This window comes from Enterobacter sp. MGH 38 (genome assembly GCF_000492855.1).
In the GTDB taxonomy this organism is placed as follows: Bacteria; Pseudomonadota; Gammaproteobacteria; order Enterobacterales; family Enterobacteriaceae; genus Enterobacter; species Enterobacter hormaechei_C.
In genome coordinates this window covers 1,977,479-2,003,961 of sequence record NZ_KI535607.1, presented here as the reverse complement: position 1 = coordinate 2,003,961, position 26,483 = coordinate 1,977,479, and the positions used below count along the sequence as shown (strand labels likewise).

Here is a 26,483-nt window from a genome sequence, read left to right as displayed (position 1 = left end):
TTATAAATATAATACGTATGAATGATTCATAGCATTCATACGACGACTTGTCTGGATGAAGCATGCTATTTCAACGATCAATTTTATGTCTCGCAATCTGTGCAGCATTTCCTCTGCATGCCAGCGAGACTGAAAAAAAAGCTGTAGACACCTCATCCGAAACAGAATCGGCCATTGAATTTAATGACCAGTTCCTTATCGATAATGGTGGAGGTATCAATGTCGATCGTTATGCTTATGGCAACCCAGTTCTGCCAGGTACTTACCGTGTAAAAGTGAATTTGAATGGCAATTCAAAATCCACGGTCGAGATGGCATTCATTGATAACAAAACGCCACGTGCCTCAGCATGTCTGACTAAACTCACGCTGACACAGGCAGGCGTTGATACCAGCATATTAGGCGATGATGTCAAAGACGACGAAACGTCTTGCGTAGATATCAAAAAATATTATCCCGGTGCTTCTGAAAATTTTGATAGTAGCAAGCAGGAAATGGATCTTAATTTCCCGCAAATCTACGTGCTTAAGCTTCCAGCAGGGTATGTCGATCCTTCATTATGGGATAATGGTGTTCCGGCCGGATTACTTTCATACGATCTTAATACCTGGCACAGCGAGTCAAACGGCACCAATTCAGATACCGCTTATGCGGGCTTGCATTATGGCCTGAACGTGGGGCCGTGGCGTTTACGTTCTCGCGGCAGTCTGAACTGGGACAGTGATAATGGCACACATTATTCCAGCCAGGATATATACCTCCAGCGAGACATCACACCACTTAACGCACAGATGGTAATGGGTGATTCCTACACACGCGGTGATGTCTTTGACTCGGTGAGCCTGCGTGGTGCGCGTATGTATAACGATGACCGCATGCTCCCGCAAGGCACCTCTGGCTACGCGCCAGTAATTCGTGGTGTGGCAAACAGTAATGCCAAAGTTAGCGTTATGCAAAGCGGCAATAAAATCTATGAAACCACCGTTCCACCCGGTGCTTTCGAGATCAATGACCTCAGTACAACAGGCTATGGTAATGATTTGATTGTCACTGTAGAGGAAGCCGATGGAAGTAAACGGACGTTTACCGTTCCGTTCTCCTCAGTTACACAAATGCTCCGCCCTGGCTCCAGCCGCTGGGATGTGGGTATAGGTGAGCTGAATGATGATTCATTGCATGATAAGCCAAACGTTGGCTACGCAACTTACGCGTATGGTCTGAATAATACCTTTACCGGTTACGTGGGTGCGCAATATACGGATATGGATTTCTACGCCGGCCTGCTTGGTCTGGCTATGAATACCCGTATTGGTGCATTCGCTTTAGATGTTACCGGGTCCTATGCCGATATCGACGGGCTGGACACGCTTAAAGGGCAGAGTTATCGGCTGACCTACAGCAAAATGCTTGAAGCCACTAACACATCTCTTAACGTGGCAGCTTATCGCTTCTCAACAGAAGATTATCTCAGCCTTAACGATGCCGCCTCATTGCAGGACAGTATTCACCACGAGGAATATGGCAATCGATCTTATGACAGCAATGCCGAGCTTTATGCTGATTATCAGCGTACCAAAAACCAGATACAGATCAGCCTGAACCAGCCATTGAATGTTAACGGTGATGAATACGGCTCACTCTATATTAGCGGTACCTGGCAGGATTACTGGAATGATTCCAGCTCCACTTCCGACTACAGCGTGGGTTACAACAATAGTTTTGCTTACGGTAGCTATAGCGTTTCTGTGCAACGCACGTACAACGAAACAGGGGAAAAGGATGACAGCGTTTATTTAAACGTCAGTATTCCATTCAGCATATTCAATAAGGATAACGCGCAGTCAGGCGGATTTAATAACGTCAACATGAGCCTGCGCACTGATTTAAAAGGCGGTACCAGTTTTAACTCTACGGCAAGCGGCAACTCCAAAAACAGTGAAGTGAGCTATTCCGTTAGCGCCTCATCAAGCGGGGGCAACTACGGCAACCTGAACCAGGTCAGTGGCTATAGCTCATGGAACAGTCCTTACGGGCCGCTCGGTGTCTCGGCGTCCTTTGGCGATGACAATAGTAAACAGTATTCCGCGAGTTATAACGGCGGAATGGTTGTTCACTCGGGTGGCGTTGTATTTACATCAGGCAGTATCGGCGAAACGGATTCACTTGCGCTGGTAAAAGCAAGTGGCGCAACGGGTGCTCGGCTGGGTTACGGCCAAAGCCGCATTAACAGTTCCGGGTACGGGATTATGCCGTATATGTCAGCCTACAGAGAAAACCGAGTATCGCTCGATATCAGCACTCTCGAAGCAGACGTTGAAATCAAAAATACAAGCGCAGTTGCCGTACCTCGCAATGGCTCCGTTGTATTTGTGAATTTTGAAACGGATGAAGGCCGTTCGCTTGTTCTGGAATTACAACGTTCTGATAACGGCTTTATTCCGCTAGGTGCTGACGTTCTGAATGAGAAAAACGAATCTATCGGAACGGTAGGCCAGGCAGGACAAGCTTATGTACGCGGTGTGGAAAACAAAGGCGCTCTCCGGGTGGTATGGGGAAGCGATGGTTCCAGCTCCTGCACGGTGCATTATCAGATTCCTGAAAATGCGAAGAAAGCAGGCTTAACCACGATTCTGAGTAATCAACAGTGCCAAATGTAATGATGTTAAAACAGGGAATCACACCCATGGGAAATAATATGAAGAAAAATCATTGCGGTTATTCATTAATCGCATTAGCAATGTTAGCGATGTCAGGTTCTGCTGCGGCAGCCGATCTCAATGTTAACTTTACTGCCAATATCCGCGAAACCACCTGCGATATGAAACTGGTCGGCGATACGGGTTCAGATACGCAGCAAACGCTGACTATCGGTAATAACGGACAGGTACGTTTAGATGATGTCAAAGCCGGAACGGCAAATGCCAATTTCAAAATTGTGCTCGTTGAATGCCCGGCATCACTGACCTCATTGAAAACCAAAGTATCGGGAACAAGATCTGGATATTTGTACTCAGGCCTTATTAACCAAATACAAAAAATCGACGGAGGTGCAGACTACTCTGCTGTTGAGATTGCCAGAGCCAGCGCACCGGATGCCCCGTTTATCATTAACTCTGAGGACGATAACGAGCGCCTGGTCTGGAGTCCGACAGAAATCCAGAATAAGGAAGTTGCTCTGGTGGCCACCTTACGTGAAACACAGGAAAACAGGATGACCATAGGTGATTTTCAGGCCGTGGCGACCTTTGAATTTATCTACGAGTGATTAGTGCAGGAAAACGGAGCAACATTATGAAATTCAATTTTACTTTTATCGCCCTGTCCGTTTCTGCCCTTCTGTTCTCGGGAATGGCAAGCGCAGCTATTACAGGCACCCCTAGTGTCGAATTAACGATTAAATCAAAAATTGTATCAGGCACATGTACCGCAAAAGTACTTAACGATGCAGGCACAGCTTCCACTGAAATTGCGTTCGGCGACGTATACAAATCCGATCTGGTGAACAAAACCCGTGTCGAGCCGCTCAAGATTAGTTTCACCAACTGTTCTGGAGTAACCAAGGCAACGGTGTCCGCTGCGAAAGGCGCTGGTGGTGAATGCAGTGGCGTCAACAAGACGGGTGATTCTTACTCCGGCGGCTTAGCAACGGGCTTTGAGATCTGGTCGGGTGTTGTAGATACTGGCGAGCTTATGAGCTGCAACACGCCTCCGGCTGCTAAGGATGTCACCATTACTGATGGTACCGGTGAATTCCCGATGAATTCCCGTATCGTTATCGGACAAGGCCAAACCATTGCTGAAGTAGGCGCGGGGGCGGTTAATGCGCCAGTCACGTTTACTATCACTTATCCATAATACCAGGAACCAGCATGCAACAATCACCGTTTACTTTATACCAGCCCGGTCTTGTGTTGCTTATGGGCTTGGCTGGTGGCATCTTGCCTGGCGTAGGCCAGGCAAGCTCAGGATTAGACGTAAATATTACCGCTAACATTGTTAATAGCACTTGTAAGATGACCGTGGAAAATGACGGCGAAATTTATCTCCCCAATGTAATGCGCAGCTGGTTTTATAACCCGGATGGTAGCGATCGTTTTACTGCAACCGATGATGCAGGCGGTACGCCTTTTAAGATCCATGTAGATGATTGCTATGGAGACAGCAGTACGGCTAAAAAGCTGAGTTTTAGCTTTTCGCCGCAGTCGGGTTTCTGGCCAGGACAAAATCAGGTTTTCAAAAGTGATGATACCGCCGCAGGCGCGGCAAAAAATGTCGGCGTCGTCGTTTTCTCTGAAAAATATAAAAAGAATGTTTTAAACAACGACGGCACGTCAAAAATCACTTATGACGTAAGCGGTCAGGATACTGCATTTTTAACGGATTATCAGTTCTATGCCCGATATCAAAATATTGGCGTAGTGGCTGGTGGTGTCGTTACCAGTAAAGTATTAGTTGACGTCACTTACGAATAATAATCAGAACAGGAAAAAGGATGAGAATGTTCAACTTTATAAGACAGGGTTTCACCGTGAAAGGCACAATGGCGTTTGCCATGGCGAGCGTGTTATTAACCCTCAGCCACTCCTGCTGGGCAGCTGAGTGTCGCATGAATAATGGAAAAGGCGGCACAACCACGCTGATCAATTCCGAATATTCAGGTGGCACCGTACGTCTTCCCCCTCCGGGTAATTATGCCAGTACTCTTTTTAACGTTAACCTGACACCGGGCATTCAGGCCGAATGTGGTCCAGGGAACGATGGTTTTAACCTCGTCTCACAAACAAACTCGACCTTGCTAAAGGGGGGCAGTTATGGCAGGGCTATGTTTGAAACAAATATTCCGGGGATTTATTATTCCGTAAGGGTCCACACCGCAGAAAGCGATGGAGGCATGGGTGGCTATTTCGCTATGAATACTACTGACTGGACTACCGTTGCATCCTCCGGAAATTCTGATCCCTGGGATAATAAATGGATTAACACCTCAGTTCAAATTTATATTGATGAAGGTTATAGAGGCAACCCGAACAAAGAAACCTCAATCAGACCCAAACCCGGCACTCTGGGTAAAATGGCTATTGGTAATCCAAATGATTCTAACAACCAACCATGGACATTTGTGGTCAACGAAGACTCATTCCAGATCCCGATCGTTCTTCCAACCTGCGACATGGCCATGCTTTCAGATGGCACTAATGATGTTAACCTGGGAGAATATTATGTTTCAGACATTAAAAACAATCGGGTTAAGGATATCCCTTTTTCAATTAGCTTAAGCAATTGTACCAGTGTGGCAAATATCACAACCAAACTCACCACCTCAAAGCTAACCGGAAAAAATAATGATCTTCTTGGAAATACGCTTTCGTCCGGAGCTGAGGGCGCAGGCGTGAAAATTATGTATAACGGAACCTCTCAACTCCTGCCGAATAATCCTGACTCATCCTATGTCATAACGGATTACCAAACCCCGGAATCCAAGCAAATTAATTATGTTGCTCAACTGGTAGCAAACGGAAGCACAGTGAAACCGGGGTCGTTTAAAGCCACCGGCGTATTCACCCTTTCATACGACTAACCGCTATCCCTGCGGCTGATTACTGATCAGCCGCGACATCGTCTCCAGTGAGTCCGTTCTTAATATATACAAACGCTTCAACAGGAACGGATTATCCCCCGGCTTCACCTTCCCTTTCACCGTGGTCACCGCCAGATGAAACCCCGCATCGTTCGCCGCTTTAATCGCTTTATTGTCATAGCCGCCAAACGGATACGACACATACAACACGCGCGGGTTGAACTGCGCCAGTGCACGACGTGATCGTTCAAAATCAAACAGGATCACGTGATAGCTACGGCTCAACAGGATGGGGTGTTTATAGCCATCCACGCGATGCAGGAAATGGGTGTGAGACTGAATGTCGAACACATCCTGGATGCCCTTGATTTCCTGAACGCTCATAAACTGTAGCGATTTTGGATCCCACTTCTGCGGATGGCCTTTGATACGTGATGAAATTATAAACGCCGTCGCGTTGAAGCCATATTCTTTCAGAACAGGGTACGCGTAGCGGCTCACCGATTTGAGACCATCATCAAAGGTGATCACCACTGCTTTCGCGGGTAGGTTCATCTTGTTACGCACGTACCCTTCAAGCTGGTACATCGTCAGCGTGGTATAGCCTTGATCGCGTAACCAGGCCATCTGATTATTAAACGCACGTACGCTGGTCGTCGTTGAGGTATGTCGAAAACGGGTGTTCTCTTCATCACGCAAAATATGATGGTAAGTCAGAACCGGTAGCCCGTTATCTTCCTGTGCATCGAGGCTGCTGATCCACGCCAGACGATTACCGATGCGAATTTGAAACCAGGTCTGGTTCAGGCGGTCTTTCAGCTTATTCAGAATCGGATAGCGAAGATTGGCGCTTAAGGTGCCAAAGGGCGCGCTTCCGCTGCTGGGGGCGTTATACACCGGCGTGTCTTTCCAGGTAATGAGGTTTTGATTACTGAGCGGCTTGTTCAAGTCACCCAGGCTATCCTCAACGCGTTGTTTGCCCTGAACTTTTTCAAGGTGGTCTTTATCAATAAACCCCGTACCGAATCCGAAACGAAATTCATAGTAATCCGCCGCGGCCGGAAAGACAGCGAGGATCTGCCCGCCGCGAACATTCCCTACATTTACAACGGCATTTCCCACCTGCGCCCAGATGGCCGCATCTTCGGTGGTTTGCATATATTGGGCAGGAAGGCCTTGCTGACTGGTCAGGCTGGCAGACGCACCACCGGAAACCAGCAGCAGAAGGATAAAGATAACGCGCATGAGCATGGGATATAAATCGATACGGAAAATCAGTCGCCATTGTAGCAAAAGCGACATCAATACCAATGTTTAATGCTTATACAGATCGTGAAGCAGAACGAAAGGCGGGTTCTTCTGCTGCTGGTGCCACAGGCTGCTCACGCCCGGGGAGCCCTGCGCCACAATGGCGTGGCGAAACTCAGCGCTGCTCAACGTTGCGCGCAGCGGATACATCGCTTCGAGTAAAGGCAGGCTGATACCGGAGATCACTTCACAATTATCATGCTTATGGCTCATTAACGCCGCTGAACGGTAAGGCGCCGCGCCCGATTTGTCGGTGAGAAAAATCACGCCATCACCGGTGTCGGTTTCATGCAGCGCGTCGCACATCATCCGGCTGAGCATATTGGTGCTCAGCCCTCGCCAGTAATTTACCGCACGACATTGCGCCAGGGGACCAAACCGGGCCTCCAGCTTCAGCAGCATTTCCTGCGCCACTTCATCGTGGCAGGTGATCACCCATCCCAGCATAACGTCTCTCCTTAGCAGGCGAGTAGTTTACCGAAGTGAAGGTTAGTTTACGGTGATAACTGTCAAAGAAAGCGCCCGGCAGACGGTACGTCGCCGGGCAGAAGGCAGAGGATTAGCTGCGCAGCCCACGTCCACGCTGAATCAGATACCAGCACAGCAGGTAGAAGGCGATAATGAACACCACCAGCACCACCACCGTGGTAAACAGCGGGACATCGGTAATGCCGAGGAAACCAAAGCGGAAGCCGCTGATCATATAGACAATCGGGTTCAGGTGCGACAGCGCCTGCCAGAACGGCGGCAGCAGCGTCAGGGAGTAGAACACCCCGCCCAGATAGGTCAGCGGCGTCAGCACAAAGGTCGGGATCAGGCTGATGTCGTCAAAGGTTTTAGCGAACACCGCATTCAGCAAGCCGGCCAGTGAGAACAGAATCGCGGTGAGCAGCAGCGTCAGCGCCACGAAAAGCCAGGAGTGAACCTGAAACGGCACGAAGAACAGCGAAATGGCCGTTACCAGGATACCCACGCACAGCCCGCGCGCCACGCCGCCACCCACGTAACCGGCGATGATGACGTGCGTAGGCACCGGCGCCACCAGCAGCTCTTCAATGTTGCGCTGGAACTTGGCGCTGAAGAATGAGGACGCCACGTTCGCGTAGGCGTTGGTGATCACCGCCATCATGATCAGGCCCGGCACGATAAACTGCATATAGGTGAAGCCGTGCATCTCACCAATGCGGGAGCCAATAAGGTTGCCGAAAATGATGAAGTAGAGCGTCATGGTGATCACCGGCGGCACCAGGGTTTGCACCCAGATACGCATAAAGCGGTTAATCTCTTTCGCCCAGATGCTTTTCAGCGCGACCCAGTAAAGATGCGTCATGCCTTGTCTCCTTGTTTGTCGTGCACCAGAGAGACAAACAGCTCTTCCAGTCGGTTTGCTTTGTTACGCATGCTTAATACCTGAATGCCCTGCGCACTCAACTGTGAGAACACGCTGTTAATACCCTGCTCGCGCAGCACTTCTACCTCCAGCGTCGAGGTATCGACCAGGCGATAGTTGTAGCCCTCCAGTTTCGGCAGCGCGCTTTTCGCCGCCAGATCGAGGATAAAGGTCTCTGATTTGAGCTTGGAGAGCAGATTCTTCATCGAGGTGTTTTCCACCAGCTCACCGTGCTGAATGATGCCGATATTGCGGCACAGCATTTCCGCCTCTTCCAGGTAGTGCGTGGTCAGAATGATGGTGGTGCCTTTGTCGTTCAGATCTTTCAGGAAACCCCACATGGAGCGACGCAGTTCAATATCCACACCAGCGGTCGGCTCATCAAGGATAAGCAGCTTTGGCTCGTGCATCAGCGCGCGGGCAATCATCAGGCGGCGCTTCATCCCTCCGGACAACATCCGCGCGCGCTCGTTACGTTTCTCCCACAGATCAAGCTGTTTCAGGTACTTTTCGCTGCGCTCAAGCGCCTCTTTGCGCTCCACGCCATAGTAACCCGCCTGGTTAACAACAATCTGCTGTACCGTCTCAAACGGGTTAAAGTTGAACTCCTGCGGCACCAGCCCCAACTGGCGCTTGGCGTTGACCACATCTTTTTGCAGATCGTAGCCAAACACGCTGACGCGGCCCGAGGTTTTATTGACCAGTGAACTGATGATCCCGATGGTGGTGGATTTCCCTGCCCCGTTCGGCCCCAGAAGCGCGTAGAAATCTCCCGCTTCGACTTTAAGATCTATCCCGCGCAGCGCCTGAACGCCCCCCGGGTAGGTTTTTTTGAGCTGTTCAAGCTCCAGTGCAATCGCCATGAATTCAACTTACCTTAAGTTCTGACACACGTTGTGTGGTTTCATTAAAAGTCGGGTTACCCTATAGTAGCGCAACGCAATCACTTGGTTACAGGTCGCTAACCTCCATGAACGACATTGATACACTCATCAGCAACAATGCACTATGGTCAAAAATGCTGGTGGAGGAAGACCCCGGATTTTTTGGAAAACTCGCGCAAGCGCAGAACCCGCGCTTTCTCTGGATTGGATGTTCCGACAGCCGCGTCCCCGCCGAACGTCTGACTGGTCTTGAACCTGGCGAACTGTTTGTTCACCGCAATGTGGCTAACCTGGTTATTCATACCGATCTCAACTGCCTTTCGGTTGTTCAGTATGCCGTCGACGTTCTTGAGGTTGAGCACATCATTATTTGTGGTCACTACGGCTGCGGCGGCGTGCAGGCGGCAGTCGAAAATACAGAGCTGGGGTTAATCGATAACTGGCTGCTGCACATTCGTGATATCTGGTTCAAACATAGCTCACTGCTGGGCGAAATGCCGCAGGAGCGCCGTCTCGACACGCTGTGTGAGCTGAACGTGATGGAGCAGGTGTATAACCTGGGCCATTCGACGATTATGCAGTCTGCCTGGAAACGCGGGCAGAAGGTCTCTATCCACGGCTGGGCGTACGGTATTCACGACGGCCTACTGCGCAATCTGGAAGTGACCGCCACCAACCGCGAAACGCTGGAACAGCGTTACCGCTCGGGAATTGCCAACCTCAAGCTTAAGCACGTTAACCATAAATAACAAAGCCGGGGGTTTTCACCCTCTCCCTGTGGGAGAGGGCTGGGGTGAGGGCATCAGCCCGCAATTATTCGTCCAGAATCACCACTTTCCCAACATACGGCAGATGGCGATAACGCTGTGCGTAATCAATGCCATAACCCACCACGAACTCATCCGGGATGGAGAAACCAACGAACTCCACCGGCACCTGCACTTCACGGCGCTCAGGCTTATCCAGCAGAGTACAAATCGCCAGTGATTTAGGTTCACGCAGGCTCAGGATCTCACGCACTTTAGAGAGCGTGTTGCCGGAGTCGATGATGTCCTCAACAATCAACACATCTTTGCCACGAATATCTTCATCCAGATCTTTCAGGATTTTCACATCACGGGTTGTGGACATGCCGCTGCCGTAACTGGAGGCGGTCATAAAATCGACCTCGTGCGGCACCTGCACTTCACGGCACAGGTCTGCCATGAACATGAAAGAGCCACGCAACAAACCGACCAGCACCATTTCGCTGCCGCTGTCCTTGTAATGTTCGGTGATTTGACGACCCAGTTCGGCGATACGCGCTTTGATCTCGGCTTCCGGGATCATCACTTCAACAGTATGTTTCATATTACTAACCAAATGATTTTAGTGAAAATCTCTCAATGCGGATGACTCTCGCTCCGGCATCGATACGCAAGCCAGCCATTATACCAGTAAATGGATAAGCCTGGCGTATGAGTTATAAAAAGCAATATTTGTGATTCCGATCACAGTTGTTAATACCTATAATTAATTGCTAGCAAATAATTAACAAAACTGACGAGTACTTTTCTATGGCTGAAACAAAAACTAAACAGCCGCGTCTACTGGTGACATTAACAGCCGCGTTTGCCGCATTCTGCGCGCTGTATTTGTTAATCGGTGGCGTATGGCTGGTCGCGATTGGCGGCTCCTGGTACTACCCGATTGCGGGTCTGGTTATGGTTGGCGTAACCGTCCTGCTTTTACGCAGAAAACAATCTGCTCTGTGGTTGTACGCAGCGTTACTGCTCGCAACCATGATCTGGGGCGTCTGGGAAGTCGGGTTCGACTTCTGGGCGCTGACGCCGCGCAGCGACATTCTGGTCTTCTTCGGTATCTGGCTGATCCTGCCGTTTGTCTGGCGTCGTCTGATTGTCCCTTCCAGTGGCGCCGTGGCCGGTCTGGTCGTTGCTCTGCTGATTAGTGGCGGCATCCTGACCTGGGCCGGTTTTAACGACCCGCAGGAGATCAATGGCACGCTGAACGCGGAATCCACGCCGGCTGCGGCTATTTCGCAGGTGGCGGACGGTGACTGGCCTGCTTATGGTCGTAACCAGGAAGGTCAACGCTACTCCCCGCTGAAGCAGATCAACGCGGACAACGTGAAAAACCTGAAGGAAGCCTGGGTATTCCGTACCGGCGACCTGAAGATGCCAAACGATCCGGGTGAGCTGACCAACGAAGTGACCCCGATTAAAGTGGGCAACATGCTCTACCTGTGTACGGCGCACCAGCGCCTGTTCGCGCTCGACGCGGCCACCGGTAAAGAGAAATGGCACTTTGATCCACAGCTGAACTCCAACCCGTCGTTCCAGCACATCACCTGCCGCGGCGTCTCTTACCACGAAGCGCGCGCAGATAATGCCAGCCCGGAAGTCATTGCCGACTGTCCTCGCCGCATTATGCTGCCGGTGAACGATGGCCGCCTGTTTGCCATCAACGCTGAGACCGGTAAGCTGTGCGAAACCTTCGCTAACAAAGGCATTCTGAATCTTCAGACCAACATGCCGGACACTACGCCGGGTCTGTATGAGCCGACCTCCCCGCCAATCATCACTGATAAAACCATCGTGATTGCCGGTTCGGTAACGGATAACTTCTCTACCCGCGAAACCTCCGGCGTTATCCGTGGTTTCGACGTGAACACCGGTAAACTGCTGTGGGCCTTCGACCCGGGCGCGAAAGATCCTAACGCGATCCCATCCGATGAACACACCTTTACCTTTAACTCACCGAACTCCTGGGCACCGGCAGCGTATGACGCGAAGCTGGACCTGGTTTACCTGCCGATGGGCGTGACCACGCCGGATATCTGGGGCGGTAACCGCACGCCGGAGCAGGAACGTTACGCCAGCTCCATCGTGGCGCTGAACGCAACGACCGGTAAACTGGCATGGAGCTACCAGACCGTTCACCACGATCTGTGGGATATGGATATGCCGTCCCAGCCGACGCTGGCGGACATTACCGTTAACGGTAAAACCGTTCCGGTGATTTACGCCCCGGCCAAAACCGGCAACATCTTCGTGCTGGATCGCAGCAACGGTAAGCTGGTTGTTCCTGCGCCAGAAAAACCGGTTCCGCAGGGCGCGGCCAAAGGCGACTACGTCACCAAAACGCAGCCGTTCTCTGACCTGAGCTTCCGTCCGAAGAAAGATCTCAGCGGTGCAGACATGTGGGGTGCCACCATGTTTGACCAGCTGGTGTGCCGCGTGATGTTCCATCAACTGCGCTATGAAGGCATCTTCACGCCGCCTTCAGAGCAGGGCACGCTGGTCTTCCCGGGTAACCTGGGGATGTTCGAGTGGGGTGGGATCTCCGTTGACCCTAACCGTCAGGTCGCCATCGCTAACCCAATGGCGCTGCCGTTCGTTTCCCGTCTGATCCCACGCGGTCCGGGTAACCCAATGGAGCAGCCGAAAGATGCGAAAGGCAGCGGTACCGAAGCCGGTATCCAGCCGCAGTATGGCGTTCCTTATGGTGTTACTCTGAATCCGTTCCTTTCTCCGTTCGGTCTGCCGTGTAAACAGCCTGCCTGGGGTTATATCTCCGGTCTGGATCTGAAGACCAATAAGATCGTCTGGAAAAAACGTATTGGTACGCCACAGGACAGCATGCCGTTCCCGATGCCTGTTCCAGTGCCGTTCAATATGGGTATGCCAATGCTGGGTGGCCCAATCTCCACCGCCGGTAACGTGCTGTTTATCGCGGCAACCGCAGATAACTACCTGCGCGCGTACAACATGACCAACGGTGAAAAACTGTGGCAAGGCCGTCTGCCAGCCGGTGGACAGGCAACGCCGATGACCTATGAAGTGAATGGCAAACAGTATGTTGTCATCTCCGCGGGTGGTCACGGTTCGTTTGGCACGAAGATGGGCGACTATATTGTCGCGTATGCACTGCCTGACGACGCTAAGTAACGAAAAAGCCCGGTGGCGCTAACGCTTACCGGGCCTACGATTTCCATATGTAGGCCGGGTAAGGCGAAGCCGCCACCCGGCTTTTTTTATACGGTAAAACCGAGCATCATCCCCGTATCTTCATGCTCCAGCAGATGACAGTGGGCCATATAGGCAAACTCTTTCGGTGCCTCGTGGTCGAACTTCACCAGCACCTCGCTGACGCCGCCTTCCACCCTCACCGTATCTTTCCAGCCCGCGCGATGCGGCTCCGGCGCTTTACCATTTTCAGACAGAATACGGAACTGCGTGCCGTGGATATGGAACGGGTGCAGCATCATGTCCCCTTCGCCTGAAATCACCCAGCGTTCAAACTGCCCTTTCGTGGCGGCGAACATGGGCGTGTTCATATCGAACGCTTTGCCGTTGATGCGGTTGGCATTGTGGAAATCGAAACCATGGCCGCCGTGATCCATGCCGCCCATATTGCCGTGGTCCATATTCATATGGCCCACCATCTGGCCGTGATGCATTCCCGCCATGGCCTGATTGCCGTACTTCTTCATCAGCGCCTGCATGCCCATCATGTCGAGCATCGGGTCCATGGAGAGCTGAAGTTTACGCTGCGTAAGCCCGTCCAGCGACGGGAGTGCTGGCAGCGTGGTGAGGGTCTCCGGCAGCGTACCGGAGGCGGTGATCTGTAGCGGCTGAATGCGCAGGACCGGATGCGGCTTATCAAACGGCGCGACGGCCATCCCCATCTGGCTGACCGGCAGGGTCACCAGGTCAAACGCTTTGCCATCGCTGATATCCACCAACACCTCGAAGCGCTCGCCCATCAGCATCGGCAGCTCGCTCACCTTCACCGGCTCCGGCAGCAGGCCGCCGTCGCTTGCCACTACGTAAAGCGGGCGTTTATCGCTGGTGGCGAAGTTCAGCGAGCGGGCGTTACAGCCGTTAAGCAGACGTAAGCGCAGCCAGCCTTTTGGCGCGGCATGCTGCGGGTAGATCGCGCCGTTGGTCAGCAGCGTATCGCCAAACCAGCCTACCGCCGCGCTCATTACGTCCAGCTGATAGTCAATTTGCCCGTCAGCGCTGAATTTTTTATCCTGCACAATCACCGGGACATCGTCGATACCCCACTGTTTCGGCAGGCGCAGCAGGCGGCTTTCATCGTCTTCAATCAGCACCAGCCCGGCCAGCCCCATCGCCACCTGATGGCCCGTTTTGCCATGCTGATGCGGGTGGAACCAGCAGGTCGCCGCGCGTTGTTCCGGGGTAAAGGTTACGCTGCGTTTACCACCAGGCCTGATGACGCCCTGAGGCCCCCCATCCACTTCGCCCGGGACTTCCAGCCCGTGCCAGTGCAGCGTGGTCTCTTCCGCAAGCGTGTTATGAATGTCTACCGTCACCGCCTTCCCTTTGCGTAACTGCAACGCCGGGCCGAGCAGATTGCCGTTATAGCCCCACGTCGTGGCGGCGTGCTGACCGAACGTGGTTTTACCGGCCTGCACCACAAGCTGAATGCGGCTGCGGGCATCTGGGGCGAGTAATTCAGGAATGGGTAAAGCCGGTCTGTCGGCGGCAAAAACGGCGCGGCTCCAGAGAGGTATCGCGCTGGCAACCCCCAGCGCGGCAGAAAATTTTAAAAAATCACGACGTTGCATGTGCATTTCCTTATTTTCAGCAGGCGATCTTTTGAGCATAAACCCTCCCCTTACCGGAAGGTCAAGCACGGCGGCAATAATAAAGATCGTCGGCCTGGCATCAAGTATGCTAACGTTAATTTTCCGTGATGCAGTGGTAAAGGCAATGAAGACGTTTTTCAGAACAATTTTGTTCGCCAGCCTGATGGCGATGTGTGCGAACAGTTACGCGCTAAGTGAAAACGAAGCGGAAGATATGGCCGATCTGACGGCAGTTTTTGTTTTTCTGAAAAACGATTGTGGTTACCAGAATTTACCCAATGGGCAAATTCGTCGCGCACTGGTCTTTTTTGCCCAGCAGAATCAATGGGACCTCAGCAACTACGACAGCTTCGACATGAAGGCGCTCGGTGAAGACAGCTACCGTGATTTAAGCGGTATTGGCATTCCCACTGCTAAAAAATGCAAAGCGCTGGCTCGCGATTCACTCAGCCTGCTCGCCTACGTGAAGTAACCTTCCCGACGCCCCTTGTTGACCCGCTAACCGCCTCACGGTGGTGTTGTGTTGCGCCCATCTGCCGGATGTAATGGATGTTAACGAAGGAGGTGCTCCCCATGACCGAAAAAACGGTATGGCAAGAAACGCTGCACGACCATTTTGGTCAGTATTTTGCCGTGGATAACGTGCTCTATCATGAGAAAACCGATCATCAGGATTTGATAATATTCGAAAACGCCGCTTTTGGCCGCGTGATGGCGCTGGACGGCGTGGTGCAAACCACCGAGCGCGACGAGTTTATCTATCACGAAATGATGACCCACGTCCCGCTGCTGGCCCACGGCCACGCGAAGGACGTGCTGATTATCGGCGGCGGCGACGGCGCGATGCTGCGTGAAGTCTCTCGCCATCAGAATGTCGAAACCATCACCATGGTGGAAATTGACGCCGGGGTCGTGTCGTTCTGCCGCCAGTATCTGCCCAACCATAATGCCGGCAGCTATGACGATCCGCGGTTTAATCTGGTTATCGACGATGGTGTCAATTTTGTTAACCAGACCACGCAAACGTTTGATGTCATTATCTCTGACTGTACCGACCCTATCGGTCCGGGCGCGTCGCTGTTTACCTCGTCGTTTTACGAAGGCTGCAAGCGCTGCCTGAAGCCTGCCGGAATTTTTGTGGCGCAAAACGGCGTTTGCTTCCTGCAACAGGATGAAGCGCTTGATAGCCACCGTAAGCTGAGCACCTATTTTGCTGACGTCAGCTTCTACCAGGCGGCGATCCCCACTTACTACGGCGGGATCATGACCTTTGCCTGGGCGACGGATAACGACGTCCTGCGCCATCTCTCCACCGAAATTATCCAGGCCCGCTTCCATCAGGCCGGGCTCCAGTGCCGCTACTACAACCCGGCGATCCACACCGCAGCCTTTGCGTTGCCTCAATATCTGCAAGACGCGCTGTCCTCAAAGGAGGTGAACTAATTGAAAAAGCTTAAACTGCATGGCTTTAACAATCTGACCAAAAGCCTGAGTTTTTGTATTTACGATATCTGCTACGCCAAAACAGCAGAAGAGCGCGATGGTTACATCGCCTATATCGATGAACTCTACAACGCCAACCGTCTGACCGAGATCCTGACAGAGACCTGCTCGATTATCGGCGCGAACATCCTCAATATCGCGCGCCAGGATTATGAGCCTCAGGGAGCGAGCGTCACCATTCTGGTGAGTGAAGAGCCGGTTGACCCACAGCTTATCGACAAAACCGAACACCCCGGCCCGCTGCCGGAAGTGGTGGTTGCTCACCTGGATAAAAGCCACATCTGCGTGCACACCTACCCGGAAAGCCACCCGGAAGGCGGGCTGTGTACCTTCCGCGCGGATATTGAAGTGTCCACCTGCGGCGTGATTTCACCGCTGAATGCGTTGAATTATTTAATCCACCAGCTGGAATCGGACATCGTCACCATTGATTATCGCGTACGCGGTTTTACCCGTGATATCAACGGCATGAAGCACTTCATTGATCATGAGATCAACTCCATTCAGAACTTCATGTCCGAGGACATGAAGTCGCTGTACGACATGATGGATGTGAACGTCTATCAGGAGAATATCTTCCACACCAAAATGTTACTTAAGGAATTCGACCTTAAGCACTACATGTTCCACACGAAGCCGGAAGATTTAAGTGAGGAAGAGCGAAAGGTCATTACCGACCTGCTCTGGAAAGAGATGCGCGAAATTTACTACGGCCGTAACATTCCGACCGTGTAAACGTGACCCGGAGCAGGGACGCTTCGGGGAGTTACTTCTGTTTCATAAAGTCGCGGTAGGCGTTCACCACGCTCAGGAAATCTTCCACGCCGCACAGCGACAGGCTCTCTTCGTCGTAGTAGCTCATCCCCTCTTCCATTTCATCACCCGAGAACTCAAGCTGGTTGGCGCGCACCATCACCTCTTCGCCATCCATCCACAGGGTGTATTCGTGCCCGGCGCGTTGCCAGGAGCGTTCACTGCCTTTCACCGTTTCCGCCGCCTGCTCAACTTCATCCAGCAGCGCGAGGTTCTCTTTCACCTCTTCGTTAAACCAGTGTCCAACGGCTTCGTGCCCCATCGACATTCGCACTTTCACCACGCCGGTGATGTCGCGCAGAAATTCGTAATCCATAGTGTTTTCCTCTGCAAAGCCATTAAGGTAATTATCGCAGCAGCGAGGAAGAAAAAAAGCGTGGGAGGTGGGAGGAATGAAAATAAAAAGGTGAGAGCAAGACCTGCGGCCTGATGCCCTCACCCCGTCCCTCTCCCACGGGAGAGGGTGCAAACACTAAAAACCGTCTCGTAGAGACGGTTTTGCTGTTTATACCGCCGTCTGGAAGATCACCCCGTCTGCCTTCTCGGTGTACTGAGAGAGCTGGTCGAAGTTCAGGTAGCGATAGGTATCCACCGCCGTCTTATCCACCTGAGCCACAAAGGTCTGGTACTCTTCCGGCGTTGGCAGTTTGCCAATCAGCGCCGCAACCGCCGCCAGTTCCGCAGAGGCCAGGAAGACGTTCGCACCGGTACCTAAACGGTTCGGGAAGTTACGGGTCGAGGTGGAGACCACCGTCGCGCCGTCGGCTACGCGCGCCTGGTTGCCCATACACAGGGAACAGCCAGGAATTTCGATACGCGCACCGCTCTTACCAAACACGCTGTAGTAGCCCTCTTCGGTCAGTTGAGCCGCGTCCATACGGGTTGGCGGCGCCACCCACAGACGGGTTGGCAGCTGGCCTTTGTGGGTATCCAGCAGCTTGCCAGCTGCACGGAAGTGGCCGATGTTGGTCATGCACGAACCGATGAACACTTCGTCGATCTTCTCGCCCTGAACTTCGGACAGCGGACGCGCGTCGTCCGGATCGTTCGGTGCACACAGGATTGGCTCTTTGATATCCGCCAGATCGATGTCGATCACCGCCGCGTACTCTGCGTCAGCATCGGCTTCCAGCAGCTGCGGATCGGCCAGCCATTTTTCCATGCCCTGGATACGACGCTCCAGCGTACGACGGTCGCCGTAGCCTTCTGCAATCATCCACTTCAGCAGCACGATGTTAGAGTTCAGATACTCAATAATCGGCTCTTTGTTCAGCTTGATGGTACAGCCCGCAGCCGAACGCTCAGCGGAGGCATCGGTCAGCTCGAAAGCCTGCTCAACTTTCAGATCCGGCAGACCTTCAATTTCCAGAATGCGGCCAGAGAAGATGTTTTTCTTCCCTTTTTTCTCAACGGTCAGCAGACCCTGTTTGATGGCATACAGCGGGATCGCGTGAACCAGGTCGCGCAGGGTAATACCCGGCTGCATTTTACCTTTGAAGCGCACCAGCACCGATTCCGGCATATCCAGCGGCATCACGCCGGTCGCGGCAGCAAACGCCACCAGACCGGAACCCGCCGGGAAGGAGATACCGATTGGGAAACGGGTATGGGAGTCACCGCCGGTACCGACGGTATCCGGCAGCAGCATGCGGTTCAGCCAGGAGTGGATAACGCCGTCGCCCGGACGCAGAGACACGCCACCGCGGTTCATGATGAAATCTGGCAGCGTGTGGTGCGTGGTCACGTCAACCGGCTTCGGATACGCCGCAGTGTGGCAGAAGGACTGCATCACCAGATCGGAAGAGAAGCCCAGGCACGCCAGGTCTTTCAGCTCATCACGGGTCATTGGACCGGTGGTGTCCTGAGAGCCGACGGAGGTCATCTTCGGCTCGCAGTACGCGCCAGGACGGATACCAGCGACGCCGCAGGCGCGACCGACCATTTTTTGTGCCAGCGAGAAGCCACGGTTGCTTTCCGCCACGTCTTTCGCCTGACGGAACACGTCGCTGTGCGGCAGACCCAGCGCTTCACGCGCTTTGGTGGTCAGGCCACGGCCGATGATCAGCGGAATGCGGCCACCAGCACGTACTTCGTCGATCAGCACGTCGGTTTTCAGCTCAAAGCTTGCCAGCAGCTCATTAGTTTCGTGATTACGCACTTCGCCTTTATACGGGTAAACGTCAATCACGTCGCCCATGTTCAGGTTAGAGACATCCACTTCGATCGGCAGCGCGCCAGCATCTTCCATGGTGTTGAAGAAGATTGGCGCAATTTTGCCGCCGAGGCACAGGCCGCCGCCGCGCTTGTTTGGCACGTGCGGAATGTCGTCGCCCATGAACCACAGCACGGAGTTGGTGGCGGACTTACGGGAAGAGCCGGTACCCACAACGTCACCCACGTAAGCCAGCGGGAAACCTTTTTGTTGCAGGGCTTCGATCTGTTTGATCGGGCCAACGCTGCCCGGCTGGTCCGGCTCAATGCCTTCACGGGCGTTTTTCAGCATCGCCAGGGCGTGCAGAGGGATATCAGGACGAGACCACGCGTCCGGTGCCGGGGAGAGGTCATCGGTGTTGGTTTCACCGGTCACTTTGAAGACGGTAACGGTAATTTTTTCAGCAAGCTGAGGGCGGTTCAGGAACCATTCGGCATCGGCCCAGGACTGCATCACCTGCTTCGCATAGACGTTGCCTGCTTTGGCTTTTTCTTCCACATCGTAGAAGTTATCGAACATCAGCAGCGTTGAAGAGAGCGCTTTAGCGGCAATCGGTGCCAGCTTGTCGTTATCCAGCGCGTCAATCAGCGGATGAATGTTATAGCCACCCTGCATGGTGCCGAGCAGTTCAATCGCTTTTTCAGGAGTAACCAGTGGGGAGGTGGCTTCGCCTTTGGCAACGGCGGCAAGGAATCCGGCTTTTACGTAGGCAGCTTCATCTACGCCAGGCGGTACACGGTTGATCAGCAGATCTAACAGGAATTCTTCTTCGCCCTCAGGCGGGTTCTTCAGCAGCTCGACGAGCGCGGCCATTTGGGTTGCATCTAACGGTTTGGGTACAATTCCCTCGGCGGCACGTTCTGCTACGTGCTTACGGTATTCTTCTAGCACGACGGTTCTCCTCGCTCTCATTGTCATATGCGGCGGGCGTTCTCTTCACGCTCCTGTGAGACAGCAGTTTGTAGGGTAAATGCCCGATACCGCGTCGGGCAGCATAGCAGGATTTCTGCACAGTGTTAATCTGTTTACAAAAAAGCAACATTAAAAAATTTGCTGAATCGTTAAGCATGATGTAGCACCCCGTCACCGGGCCCGGAAGCAGTTCCGTAAGTCTGTCGTCCCCCCGGCAACGCGCTGCTGGTCGCTCGCAAGAGCGGCCTTCTGAATTTCCGTCGCCTGCTCAGCCATCCGATATAATTGTGTAATAAATACTCACACTCTTTATCCGGATGCTTCAGAGTTTTTCCCAACAAAAGTCAAAACTGTAAAACACGGGTGAATGATACTCGCGGCAACAGCAACGCCTCACGGCACTGCACTCGTCTCGTTGGAGTCAATCTATGAAGTTGCCTTTTAAACCACATCTTCTTGTTCTGCTTTGCAGTGCGGGGCTGTTTGCCGCCTCGGGCGTCATGTTCGTTAAAAGCCGCGCAACGGAACCCGCTCCCGCACCTGCGCCGGTAGCCCCGCAGCTCCCCGACCCGGCAGCACAGCCTGCCCCGGTGGCCACCCCTGCCTATACCGCCGCGCAGATCGATCAGTGGACCGCGCCCATTGCGCTCTACCCCGACGCGCTGCTGTCGCAAATTCTGATGGCCTCAACCTATCCGGCGAGCGTGATTCAGGCCGCCCAGTGGTCAAAGGACAACCCTAAAATGCAGGGCGATGCCGCCATTCAGGCGGTCAGCGGGCAGCCATGGGATGCCAGCGTGAAATCGCTGGTCGCCTTTCCGCAGTTAATGTCGCTGATGGGGGAAAACCCGTCGTGGGTACAAAGCCTCGGCGACGCCTTTCTGGCCCAGCCAAAGGATGTGATGGATTCCGTGCAGCGTCTGCGCCTGCTGGCGAAGCAGACAGGCACATTGCAATCCACCCCGCAGCAGACAGTCACCACCGTGAAAAAATCTGCGCCAGCCTCCGCCAGTACAGCCGCGACGTCAACGTCGGCTAGTCCGACGGTGATTAAAATTGAGCCAGCCGATCCACAGGTGGTTTATGTCCCTACCTACAACCCTTCCACCGTTTACGGCACGTGGCCAAATGCCAGCTATCCGCCGGTGTATCTGCCTCCGTCTCCCGGCCAGCAGTTTACCAATAGTTTTGTCAGAGGCTTTGGCTATAGCCTCGGCGTAGCCACCACCTATGCGCTGTTCAGTAACATCGACTGGGACGATGACGACGATCATCATCACGATCATGATGACGATCACCACGGCGGTTATTCGCATAACGGCGATAACATTAATATTAATGTTAATAACTTCAATAAGATCACCGGCGAGCACCGTACCGATAATCACCAGGTCTGGCAGCATAATCCGGCCTACCGCAACGGCGTGCCCTACGCCAATAGCCAGCTTGCCAGCCGCTATCATCAGACTTCAGTGCCGGGCGGGTTGAGCGCTACCCGGCAGCAGCCGGTCAACCGCGATAGCCAGCGGCAGGCCGCGATGGCGCAGGTACAGCAGTCGACGGGCAAAACGCTCACACAGCTACAGCATGGCGACGCGCATTTCCCACAACATTCAGCGTCCGCGCAGCAACTGAAGCAGCTCTCTCAGCGCAGCAACTATCGCGGCTACGACAGCGCGCGGCCCCACGCACAACAGATGAATAATACTCTTGCGCAAACCAGACGCCCGACGCAGGTTCAGCATCAGCCGCTGCGGGCAAACGCCCTGAGCGGCAACGACAGCCGTTCGGCCAGCTGGCAGGCCCAGCACCAGCGCGGGCTGCAAAGCCGCCAGCACGCGTCGCTGAACAGTGAGCAGCGTGCCAGCTTCCGCCAGCAGCTGTCCGAACACCATGAATTCCACCGTCGTTAAGGGAGCCGCTATGAACATGAAACCGATCGGTGGAATGCTGTTGTTGATGGTATCCACCTTCGCCTTCGCCCAGCAATCTTTCTCCACACCTGAGCAGGCGGCCAATGCCCTGACGAAGGCCATCAGCGAGCAGAATGAGAGCGCGATGGCCGACCTGCTGGGGGATAACTGGCGCGACTATCTGCCACCTGAAGGGGTTGATCCGGAGGCGGTGGCACGATTCCTGCGTGACTGGAAGATAAACCATCGTACCGAAATCAGCGGCGATATTGCCCATCTGTCAGTTGGCGATAACGGCTGGCAACTCCCCATACCGGTAGTGAAGAAAAAAGAGGGCTGGCAATTTGATATGCAGAAAGCGGCTGATGAGATCCTGATCCGCGAAATCGGCCGCAACGAACTCGCGGCTATCGAAGCGCTGCACGCCTACGTCGACGCACAGCGGAGCTACTACGCCATGAACCACCGCTATGCGCAGAAGATTGTCAGCACGCCAGGGCTAAAAGACGGCCTGTACTGGCCCATCTCGCCGGGCGAAGCGCCAAGCCCGCTGGGTCCCGCCTTTAGCCCGCCGGAGCCTGGTATGGGCTATCACGGCTATCGGTTCCGCATTCTGTCGGATAAAAATGGCTTTGCGATGGTTGCCTGGCCCGTAAGCTATGGTCAGACGGGGGTAATGAGCTTTGTCGTTAACCAGGAAGACAAGGTTTATCAGGCAAATCTCGGCAACGATTCGGCGCAGAAAGCGCAGGCGCTCGCTGCATACCACCCGGATAAAACCTGGCAGCCTGTCACCCCCTGAACGCAGTGCATAAAAAAAGCGGCCTGAGGCCGCTTTTTTCATCTGAAGAAACTTATTTCTTCTTCGCTTTCGCGTTTGGCAGGTCGGTGATGCTACCTTCAAACACTTCTGCCGCCAGGCCCACGGACTCGTGCAGAGTCGGGTGAGCGTGGATGGTCAGCGCGATGTCTTCCGCGTCACAGCCCATTTCGATAGCCAGACCGATTTCACCCAGCAGCTCGCCGCCGTTGGTACCGACAATCGCACCACCGATTACACGGTGAGTTTCTTTGTCGAAGATCAGTTTGGTCATACCGTCTGCGCAGTCGGACGCGATAGCACGGCCAGAAGCAGCCCACGGGAAGGTGGCGGTTTCGTAGCTGATGCCTTTCTCTTTCGCTTCTTTCTCAGTCAGACCAACCCATGCAACTTCTGGCTCGGTGTAGGCGATAGATGGGATCACTTTCGGATCGAAGTAGTGCTTCATGCCGGCGATAACTTCAGCGGCAACGTGACCTTCGTGAACACCTTTGTGCGCCAGCATTGGCTGACCGACGATATCGCCGATAGCAAAGATGTGCGGCACGTTGGTACGCAGCTGTTTGTCAACGCGGATGAAGCCACGGTCGTCCACTTCCACGCCAGCTTTGCCCGCGTCGAGGTTTTTACCGTTCGGCACACGGCCGATAGCCACCAGTACGGCGTCGTAACGCTGTGGTTCGGATGGGGCTTTTTTGCCTTCCATGGAAACGTAAATACCGTCTTCTTTCGCTTCAACGGCAGTCACTTTGGTTTCCAGCATCAGGTTGAATTTCTTGCTGATGCGTTTGGTGAAGACTTTAACGATGTCTTTGTCGGCAGCCGGGATAACCTGGTCGAACATTTCAACCACGTCGATCTCTGAACCCAGCGCATGGTACACGGTACCCATTTCCAGACCGATGATACCGCCGCCCATAACCAGCAGACGCTTAGGAACGGTTTTCAGCTCCAGCGCATCGGTGGAATCCCACACGCGTGGATCTTCATGTGGAATGAATGGCAGTTCGATTGGGCGAGAGCCTGCCGCGATGATCGCGTTGTCGAAGTTAATCACGGTTTTACCGTTTTCACCTTCCACTTCCAGGGTGTTCGCACCGGTGAATTTACCCAGACCGTTTACCACTTTCACTTTACGGCCTTTGGCCATACCCGCCAGACCGCCGGTCAGCTGAGTGATAACTTTCTCTTTCCAGGTACGAATTTTGTCGATGTCGGTCTTCGGCTCGCCGAAGACGATACCGTGTTCAGCCAGCGCTTTGGCTTCTTCGATAACTTTCGCTACGTGCAGCAGCGCTTTAGAAGGGATACAGCCGACGTTCAGACAAACACCGCCGAGGGTGCTGTAACGTTCTACGATGACGGTTTCCAGACCTAAATCCGCGGCGCGAAATGCTGCGGAGTAACCTGCCGGGCCTGCCCCAAGTACTACGACCTGAGTTTTGATTTCTGTGCTCATCATGACCTCTTAATGTATACCCGTCGTCCACCGGGTCGTTCTATCCGCCCGTATTTTACAAAATTGTTAACAATTTTGAAACAACAAACGGCTCACGAATTATCGCTTTCACCAATAACCTCAAAAACCCCATGAGATTATCAGAAAAAAGCCGGCCGATTGGCCGGCTTTTCGATTACATCACCAGGCGGCGAATGTCGCTCAGCATGTTGTTAATGATGGTGATGAAACGCGCACCATCAGCCCCGTCGATCACGCGGTGGTCGAAGGACAGAGAGATTGGCATCATCAGACGCGGTACGAACTCTTTGCCATTCCACACCGGCTCCATCGCGGACTTGGACACACCGAGGATAGCCACTTCCGGCGCGTTCACAATCGGCGCGAAGTGGGTGGTACCCAGGCCGCCGATGCTGGAGATGGTGAAGCAGCCGCCCTGCATTTCGCCGGCAGTCAGCTTACCATCACGCGCTTTCTTGGAGATGGTGGTCAGTTCACGGGACAGCTCTGTGACGCTCTTCTTGTTCACGTCTTTGAAGACCGGAACAACCAGACCATTTGGCGTATCAACCGCAACACCGATGTTGATGTATTTCTTCAGCGTCAGCTTCTGGCCGTCTTCGGACAGGGAGCTGTTGAAGCGTGGCATCTGTTCCAGCGCCGCCGCAACCGCTTTCATGATGAAGACCACTGGGGTGAACTTCACGTCCAGCTTACGCTTCTCAGCTTCGGCGTTCTGCTGTTTACGGAACGCTTCCAGATCGGTGATATCGGTCTTATCGAAGTGGGTAACGTGCGGGATCATCACCCAGTTACGGCTCAGGTTAGCACCGGAGATTTTCTGGATGCGGCCCAGTTCCACTTCTTCGATTTCGCCGAACTTGCTGAAGTCCACTTTCGGCCATGGCAGCATGCCCGGGATACCGCCGCCAGCGGCTGCCGCAGGTGCAGCTTCGGCGCGTTTCACCGCGTCTTTCACGTAAGCCTGAACGTCTTCGCGCAGGATACGACCTTTACGGCCGGTGCCCTTCACTTTCGCCAGGTTCACGCCGAATTCGCGCGCCAGGCGACGGATCAGCGGAGTTGCGTGGACGTAAGCGTCGTTTTCAGCGAACTCAGATTTTTCTGCTTTAGCAGCAGGGGCAGCAGCCGGTTTAGCAGCCTGAGCCGGTGCAGCAGCCGGTGCCGGAGCAGCCGCAGCAGCAGGAGCGGCGGCAGGTGCAGCGCCTTCCACTTCGAAGACCATGATCAGAGAGCCGGTAGAGACTTTGTCGCCGGTGCTGATTTTGATCTCTTTAACGGTACCCGCGAACGGCGCAGGCACTTCCATGGAAGCTTTGTCGCCTTCAACGGTGATCAGTGACTGTTCAGCGGCAACTTTGTCGCCCACTTTCACCATCACTTCGGTCACTTCAACTTCGTCACCGCCGATGTCTGGTACGTTAACGTCTTTCACGCCGCCAGCAGCCGCTGGTGCAGCAGCCGGAGCCGGAGCAGCTTCCGCTTTCGCTGGAGCCGCAGCGCCTTCAGAGCCCGCCACTTCGAAAATCATGATCAGGGAACCCGTAGACACTTTGTCACCGGTGTTGATCTTGATCTCTTTAACGGTACCGGCGAATGGCGCTGGTACTTCCATAGAGGCTTTATCGCCTTCTACGGTGATCAGTGACTGCTCAGCCGCAACGGTATCGCCCACTTTCACCAGGATTTCAGTGACTTCAACTTCGTCACCGCCGATGTCAGGCACGTTCACTTCTTTCGCTGCCGCGGCCGCTGCTGGAGCAGCAGCAGGAGCGGCTTCTTTCTTCTCTTCCTGCGCAGGTGCAGCTGCTGCTGCACCGTCGGCGGAATCGAAAATCATGATCAGTTTGCCAGTCTCGGTTTTATCGCCAACAGAGACTTTGATCTCTTTAACGATGCCAGCCTGAGGAGACGGGACTTCCATAGAAGCTTTGTCGCCTTCTACGGTGATCAGCGACTGTTCAGCTTCAACTTTGTCGCCCACTTTGACCAGGATTTCGGTGATTTCAACTTCATCAGCCCCGATGTCCGGTACATTGATTTCGATAGCCATTAT

General features: G+C 53.6%; 22 protein-coding genes. 12 read left to right on the top strand and 10 right to left on the bottom strand.

What is annotated here, in order from left to right; translation table 11 throughout:
* The first annotated feature begins 62 nt into the window (after window positions 1-62).
* From L384_RS11550 to L384_RS22325, 5 genes are read left to right on the top strand one after another with little or no spacing between them, the layout of a single operon-like run.
* A complete protein-coding gene (locus L384_RS11550) occupies window positions 63-2,657 on the top strand; it encodes an outer membrane usher protein (protein ID WP_023324167.1) in 2,595 nt (864 codons plus the stop codon).
* 38 nt (window positions 2,658-2,695) lie between these two features.
* Window positions 2,696-3,265 (top strand): fimbrial protein, encoded by a 570-nt coding sequence (locus L384_RS11555; protein ID WP_032610176.1) that lies wholly within the window; start codon window positions 2,696-2,698, stop codon window positions 3,263-3,265.
* Window positions 3,266-3,291: 26 nt separating this feature from the next.
* Window positions 3,292-3,855, top strand: a complete 564-nt coding sequence (locus L384_RS11560) for a fimbrial protein (RefSeq protein WP_023324165.1) — start codon at window positions 3,292-3,294, stop codon at window positions 3,853-3,855.
* 14 nt (window positions 3,856-3,869) lie between these two features.
* Window positions 3,870-4,472 (top strand): fimbrial-like protein, encoded by a 603-nt coding sequence (locus L384_RS11565; protein ID WP_023324164.1) that lies wholly within the window; start codon window positions 3,870-3,872, stop codon window positions 4,470-4,472.
* A 20-nt stretch (window positions 4,473-4,492) separates the two neighbouring features.
* Window positions 4,493-5,578 (top strand): fimbrial protein, encoded by a 1,086-nt coding sequence (locus tag L384_RS22325; RefSeq protein WP_048859459.1) that lies wholly within the window; start codon window positions 4,493-4,495, stop codon window positions 5,576-5,578.
* 3 nt (window positions 5,579-5,581) lie between these two features.
* Here L384_RS22325 and L384_RS11570 read toward each other — a convergent pair whose 3' ends face one another.
* From L384_RS11570 to L384_RS11585, 4 genes are all read right to left on the bottom strand, one after another.
* Entirely contained in the window at window positions 5,582-6,829 is a 1,248-nt protein-coding gene (locus L384_RS11570) for a polysaccharide deacetylase family protein (protein WP_032628042.1), read from the bottom strand.
* A 63-nt stretch (window positions 6,830-6,892) separates the two neighbouring features.
* Window positions 6,893-7,333: a PTS sugar transporter subunit IIA gene (locus tag L384_RS11575; protein ID WP_003856295.1), complete on the bottom strand. Its 441-nt coding sequence runs from the start codon at window positions 7,331-7,333 to the stop codon at window positions 6,893-6,895.
* 112 nt (window positions 7,334-7,445) lie between these two features.
* Complete coding sequence (locus L384_RS11580; protein WP_023324161.1) at window positions 7,446-8,216, bottom strand: ABC transporter permease; 771 nt, start codon at window positions 8,214-8,216, stop codon at window positions 7,446-7,448.
* On the bottom strand, window positions 8,213-9,139 hold the full coding sequence (locus L384_RS11585) for an ABC transporter ATP-binding protein (RefSeq protein ID WP_003856300.1): 927 nt from the start codon (window positions 9,137-9,139) through the stop codon (window positions 8,213-8,215). The genes L384_RS11580 and L384_RS11585 overlap by 4 nt, the downstream gene beginning before the upstream one ends.
* 107 nt (window positions 9,140-9,246) lie before the next feature.
* Here L384_RS11585 and can point away from each other — a divergent pair, with 107 nt between their 5' ends.
* Window positions 9,247-9,909: a carbonate dehydratase gene (gene can, locus L384_RS11590; RefSeq protein WP_003856301.1), complete on the top strand. Its 663-nt coding sequence runs from the start codon at window positions 9,247-9,249 to the stop codon at window positions 9,907-9,909.
* Window positions 9,910-9,973: 64 nt separating this feature from the next.
* Here can and hpt read toward each other — a convergent pair whose 3' ends face one another.
* Window positions 9,974-10,510, bottom strand: coding sequence for a hypoxanthine phosphoribosyltransferase (gene hpt / locus L384_RS11595; RefSeq protein WP_003856303.1), 537 nt, complete (start codon window positions 10,508-10,510; stop codon window positions 9,974-9,976).
* Between the two features lie 206 nt (window positions 10,511-10,716).
* On the opposite strand from hpt, the gene L384_RS11600 reads away from it, so the two are divergent.
* Complete coding sequence (locus L384_RS11600) at window positions 10,717-13,107, top strand: glucose/quinate/shikimate family membrane-bound PQQ-dependent dehydrogenase (protein WP_003856304.1); 2,391 nt, start codon at window positions 10,717-10,719, stop codon at window positions 13,105-13,107.
* A gap of 86 nt (window positions 13,108-13,193) precedes the next feature.
* Here the strand turns inward: L384_RS11600 and cueO are convergent, their stop codons facing one another.
* Entirely contained in the window at window positions 13,194-14,753 is a 1,560-nt protein-coding gene (cueO, locus tag L384_RS11605; RefSeq protein WP_032628039.1) for a multicopper oxidase CueO, read from the bottom strand.
* A gap of 145 nt (window positions 14,754-14,898) precedes the next feature.
* On the opposite strand from cueO, the gene L384_RS11610 reads away from it, so the two are divergent.
* The 3 genes from L384_RS11610 to speD all read left to right on the top strand — a co-directional run bounded on the left by L384_RS11610 (window position 14,899) and on the right by speD (window position 17,012).
* Window positions 14,899-15,246, top strand: coding sequence for a YacC family pilotin-like protein (locus L384_RS11610; protein ID WP_003856306.1), 348 nt, complete (start codon window positions 14,899-14,901; stop codon window positions 15,244-15,246).
* A gap of 101 nt (window positions 15,247-15,347) precedes the next feature.
* Entirely contained in the window at window positions 15,348-16,217 is an 870-nt protein-coding gene (gene speE, locus L384_RS11615; RefSeq protein ID WP_023324159.1) for a polyamine aminopropyltransferase, read from the top strand.
* Window positions 16,218-17,012, top strand: coding sequence for an adenosylmethionine decarboxylase (speD, locus tag L384_RS11620; RefSeq protein WP_003856308.1), 795 nt, complete (start codon window positions 16,218-16,220; stop codon window positions 17,010-17,012). It begins immediately after the preceding gene.
* 31 nt (window positions 17,013-17,043) lie between these two features.
* On the opposite strand, the gene yacL is transcribed toward speD, so the two are convergent.
* Together yacL and acnB are read right to left on the bottom strand one after the other, a co-directional pair.
* Window positions 17,044-17,406 carry a protein YacL gene (gene yacL, locus L384_RS11625; protein WP_003856309.1) on the bottom strand — a complete coding sequence of 121 codons (363 nt, stop codon included), beginning with the start codon at window positions 17,404-17,406 and terminating at the stop codon, window positions 17,044-17,046.
* A gap of 189 nt (window positions 17,407-17,595) precedes the next feature.
* Window positions 17,596-20,193: a bifunctional aconitate hydratase 2/2-methylisocitrate dehydratase gene (acnB, locus tag L384_RS11630; protein ID WP_023315407.1), complete on the bottom strand. Its 2,598-nt coding sequence runs from the start codon at window positions 20,191-20,193 to the stop codon at window positions 17,596-17,598.
* Window positions 20,194-20,642: 449 nt separating this feature from the next.
* Between acnB and L384_RS11635 the strand changes: the two genes are divergently transcribed.
* The gene (locus tag L384_RS11635; RefSeq protein WP_023324158.1) at window positions 20,643-22,127 is read left to right on the top strand and encodes a DUF3300 domain-containing protein; all 1,485 of its coding nucleotides are present in this window, start codon (window positions 20,643-20,645) and stop codon (window positions 22,125-22,127) included.
* A 10-nt stretch (window positions 22,128-22,137) separates the two neighbouring features.
* The gene (locus L384_RS11640; protein ID WP_023324157.1) at window positions 22,138-22,929 is read left to right on the top strand and encodes a DUF2950 family protein; all 792 of its coding nucleotides are present in this window, start codon (window positions 22,138-22,140) and stop codon (window positions 22,927-22,929) included.
* A gap of 52 nt (window positions 22,930-22,981) precedes the next feature.
* On the opposite strand, the gene lpdA is transcribed toward L384_RS11640, so the two are convergent.
* Window positions 22,982-24,406: a dihydrolipoyl dehydrogenase gene (gene lpdA / locus L384_RS11645; protein ID WP_003856313.1), complete on the bottom strand. Its 1,425-nt coding sequence runs from the start codon at window positions 24,404-24,406 to the stop codon at window positions 22,982-22,984.
* A 175-nt stretch (window positions 24,407-24,581) separates the two neighbouring features.
* The gene (gene aceF, locus L384_RS11650; protein ID WP_023315404.1) at window positions 24,582-26,480 is read right to left on the bottom strand and encodes a pyruvate dehydrogenase complex dihydrolipoyllysine-residue acetyltransferase; all 1,899 of its coding nucleotides are present in this window, start codon (window positions 26,478-26,480) and stop codon (window positions 24,582-24,584) included.
* Window positions 26,481-26,483 lie beyond the last annotated feature (3 nt).

Bases quoted from the DNA above. Each gene is read 5' to 3' on its own strand.
- L384_RS22325 (WP_048859459.1), top strand. From the start codon at position 4,493: ATGAGAATGTTCAACTTTATAAGACAGGGTTTCACCGTGAAAGGCACA.
- hpt (WP_003856303.1), bottom strand. From the start codon at position 10,510: ATGAAACATACTGTTGAAGTGATGATCCCGGAAGCCGAGATCAAAGCG.
- L384_RS11575 (WP_003856295.1), bottom strand. From the start codon at position 7,333: ATGCTGGGATGGGTGATCACCTGCCACGATGAAGTGGCGCAGGAAATG.
- cueO (WP_032628039.1), bottom strand. From the start codon at position 14,753: ATGCAACGTCGTGATTTTTTAAAATTTTCTGCCGCGCTGGGGGTTGCC.
- yacL (WP_003856309.1), bottom strand. From the start codon at position 17,406: ATGGATTACGAATTTCTGCGCGACATCACCGGCGTGGTGAAAGTGCGA.
- L384_RS11550 (WP_023324167.1), top strand. From the start codon at position 63: ATGCTATTTCAACGATCAATTTTATGTCTCGCAATCTGTGCAGCATTT.
- lpdA (WP_003856313.1), bottom strand. From the start codon at position 24,406: ATGAGCACAGAAATCAAAACTCAGGTCGTAGTACTTGGGGCAGGCCCG.
- L384_RS11640 (WP_023324157.1), top strand. From the start codon at position 22,138: ATGAACATGAAACCGATCGGTGGAATGCTGTTGTTGATGGTATCCACC.
- L384_RS11610 (WP_003856306.1), top strand. From the start codon at position 14,899: ATGAAGACGTTTTTCAGAACAATTTTGTTCGCCAGCCTGATGGCGATG.
- speE (WP_023324159.1), top strand. From the start codon at position 15,348: ATGACCGAAAAAACGGTATGGCAAGAAACGCTGCACGACCATTTTGGT.
- aceF (WP_023315404.1), bottom strand. From the start codon at position 26,480: ATGGCTATCGAAATCAATGTACCGGACATCGGGGCTGATGAAGTTGAA.
- L384_RS11580 (WP_023324161.1), bottom strand. From the start codon at position 8,216: ATGACGCATCTTTACTGGGTCGCGCTGAAAAGCATCTGGGCGAAAGAG.
- L384_RS11570 (WP_032628042.1), bottom strand. From the start codon at position 6,829: ATGCTCATGCGCGTTATCTTTATCCTTCTGCTGCTGGTTTCCGGTGGT.
- L384_RS11565 (WP_023324164.1), top strand. From the start codon at position 3,870: ATGCAACAATCACCGTTTACTTTATACCAGCCCGGTCTTGTGTTGCTT.
- L384_RS11635 (WP_023324158.1), top strand. From the start codon at position 20,643: ATGAAGTTGCCTTTTAAACCACATCTTCTTGTTCTGCTTTGCAGTGCG.
- L384_RS11585 (WP_003856300.1), bottom strand. From the start codon at position 9,139: ATGGCGATTGCACTGGAGCTTGAACAGCTCAAAAAAACCTACCCGGGG.
- can (WP_003856301.1), top strand. From the start codon at position 9,247: ATGAACGACATTGATACACTCATCAGCAACAATGCACTATGGTCAAAA.
- L384_RS11555 (WP_032610176.1), top strand. From the start codon at position 2,696: ATGAAGAAAAATCATTGCGGTTATTCATTAATCGCATTAGCAATGTTA.
- L384_RS11560 (WP_023324165.1), top strand. From the start codon at position 3,292: ATGAAATTCAATTTTACTTTTATCGCCCTGTCCGTTTCTGCCCTTCTG.
- L384_RS11600 (WP_003856304.1), top strand. From the start codon at position 10,717: ATGGCTGAAACAAAAACTAAACAGCCGCGTCTACTGGTGACATTAACA.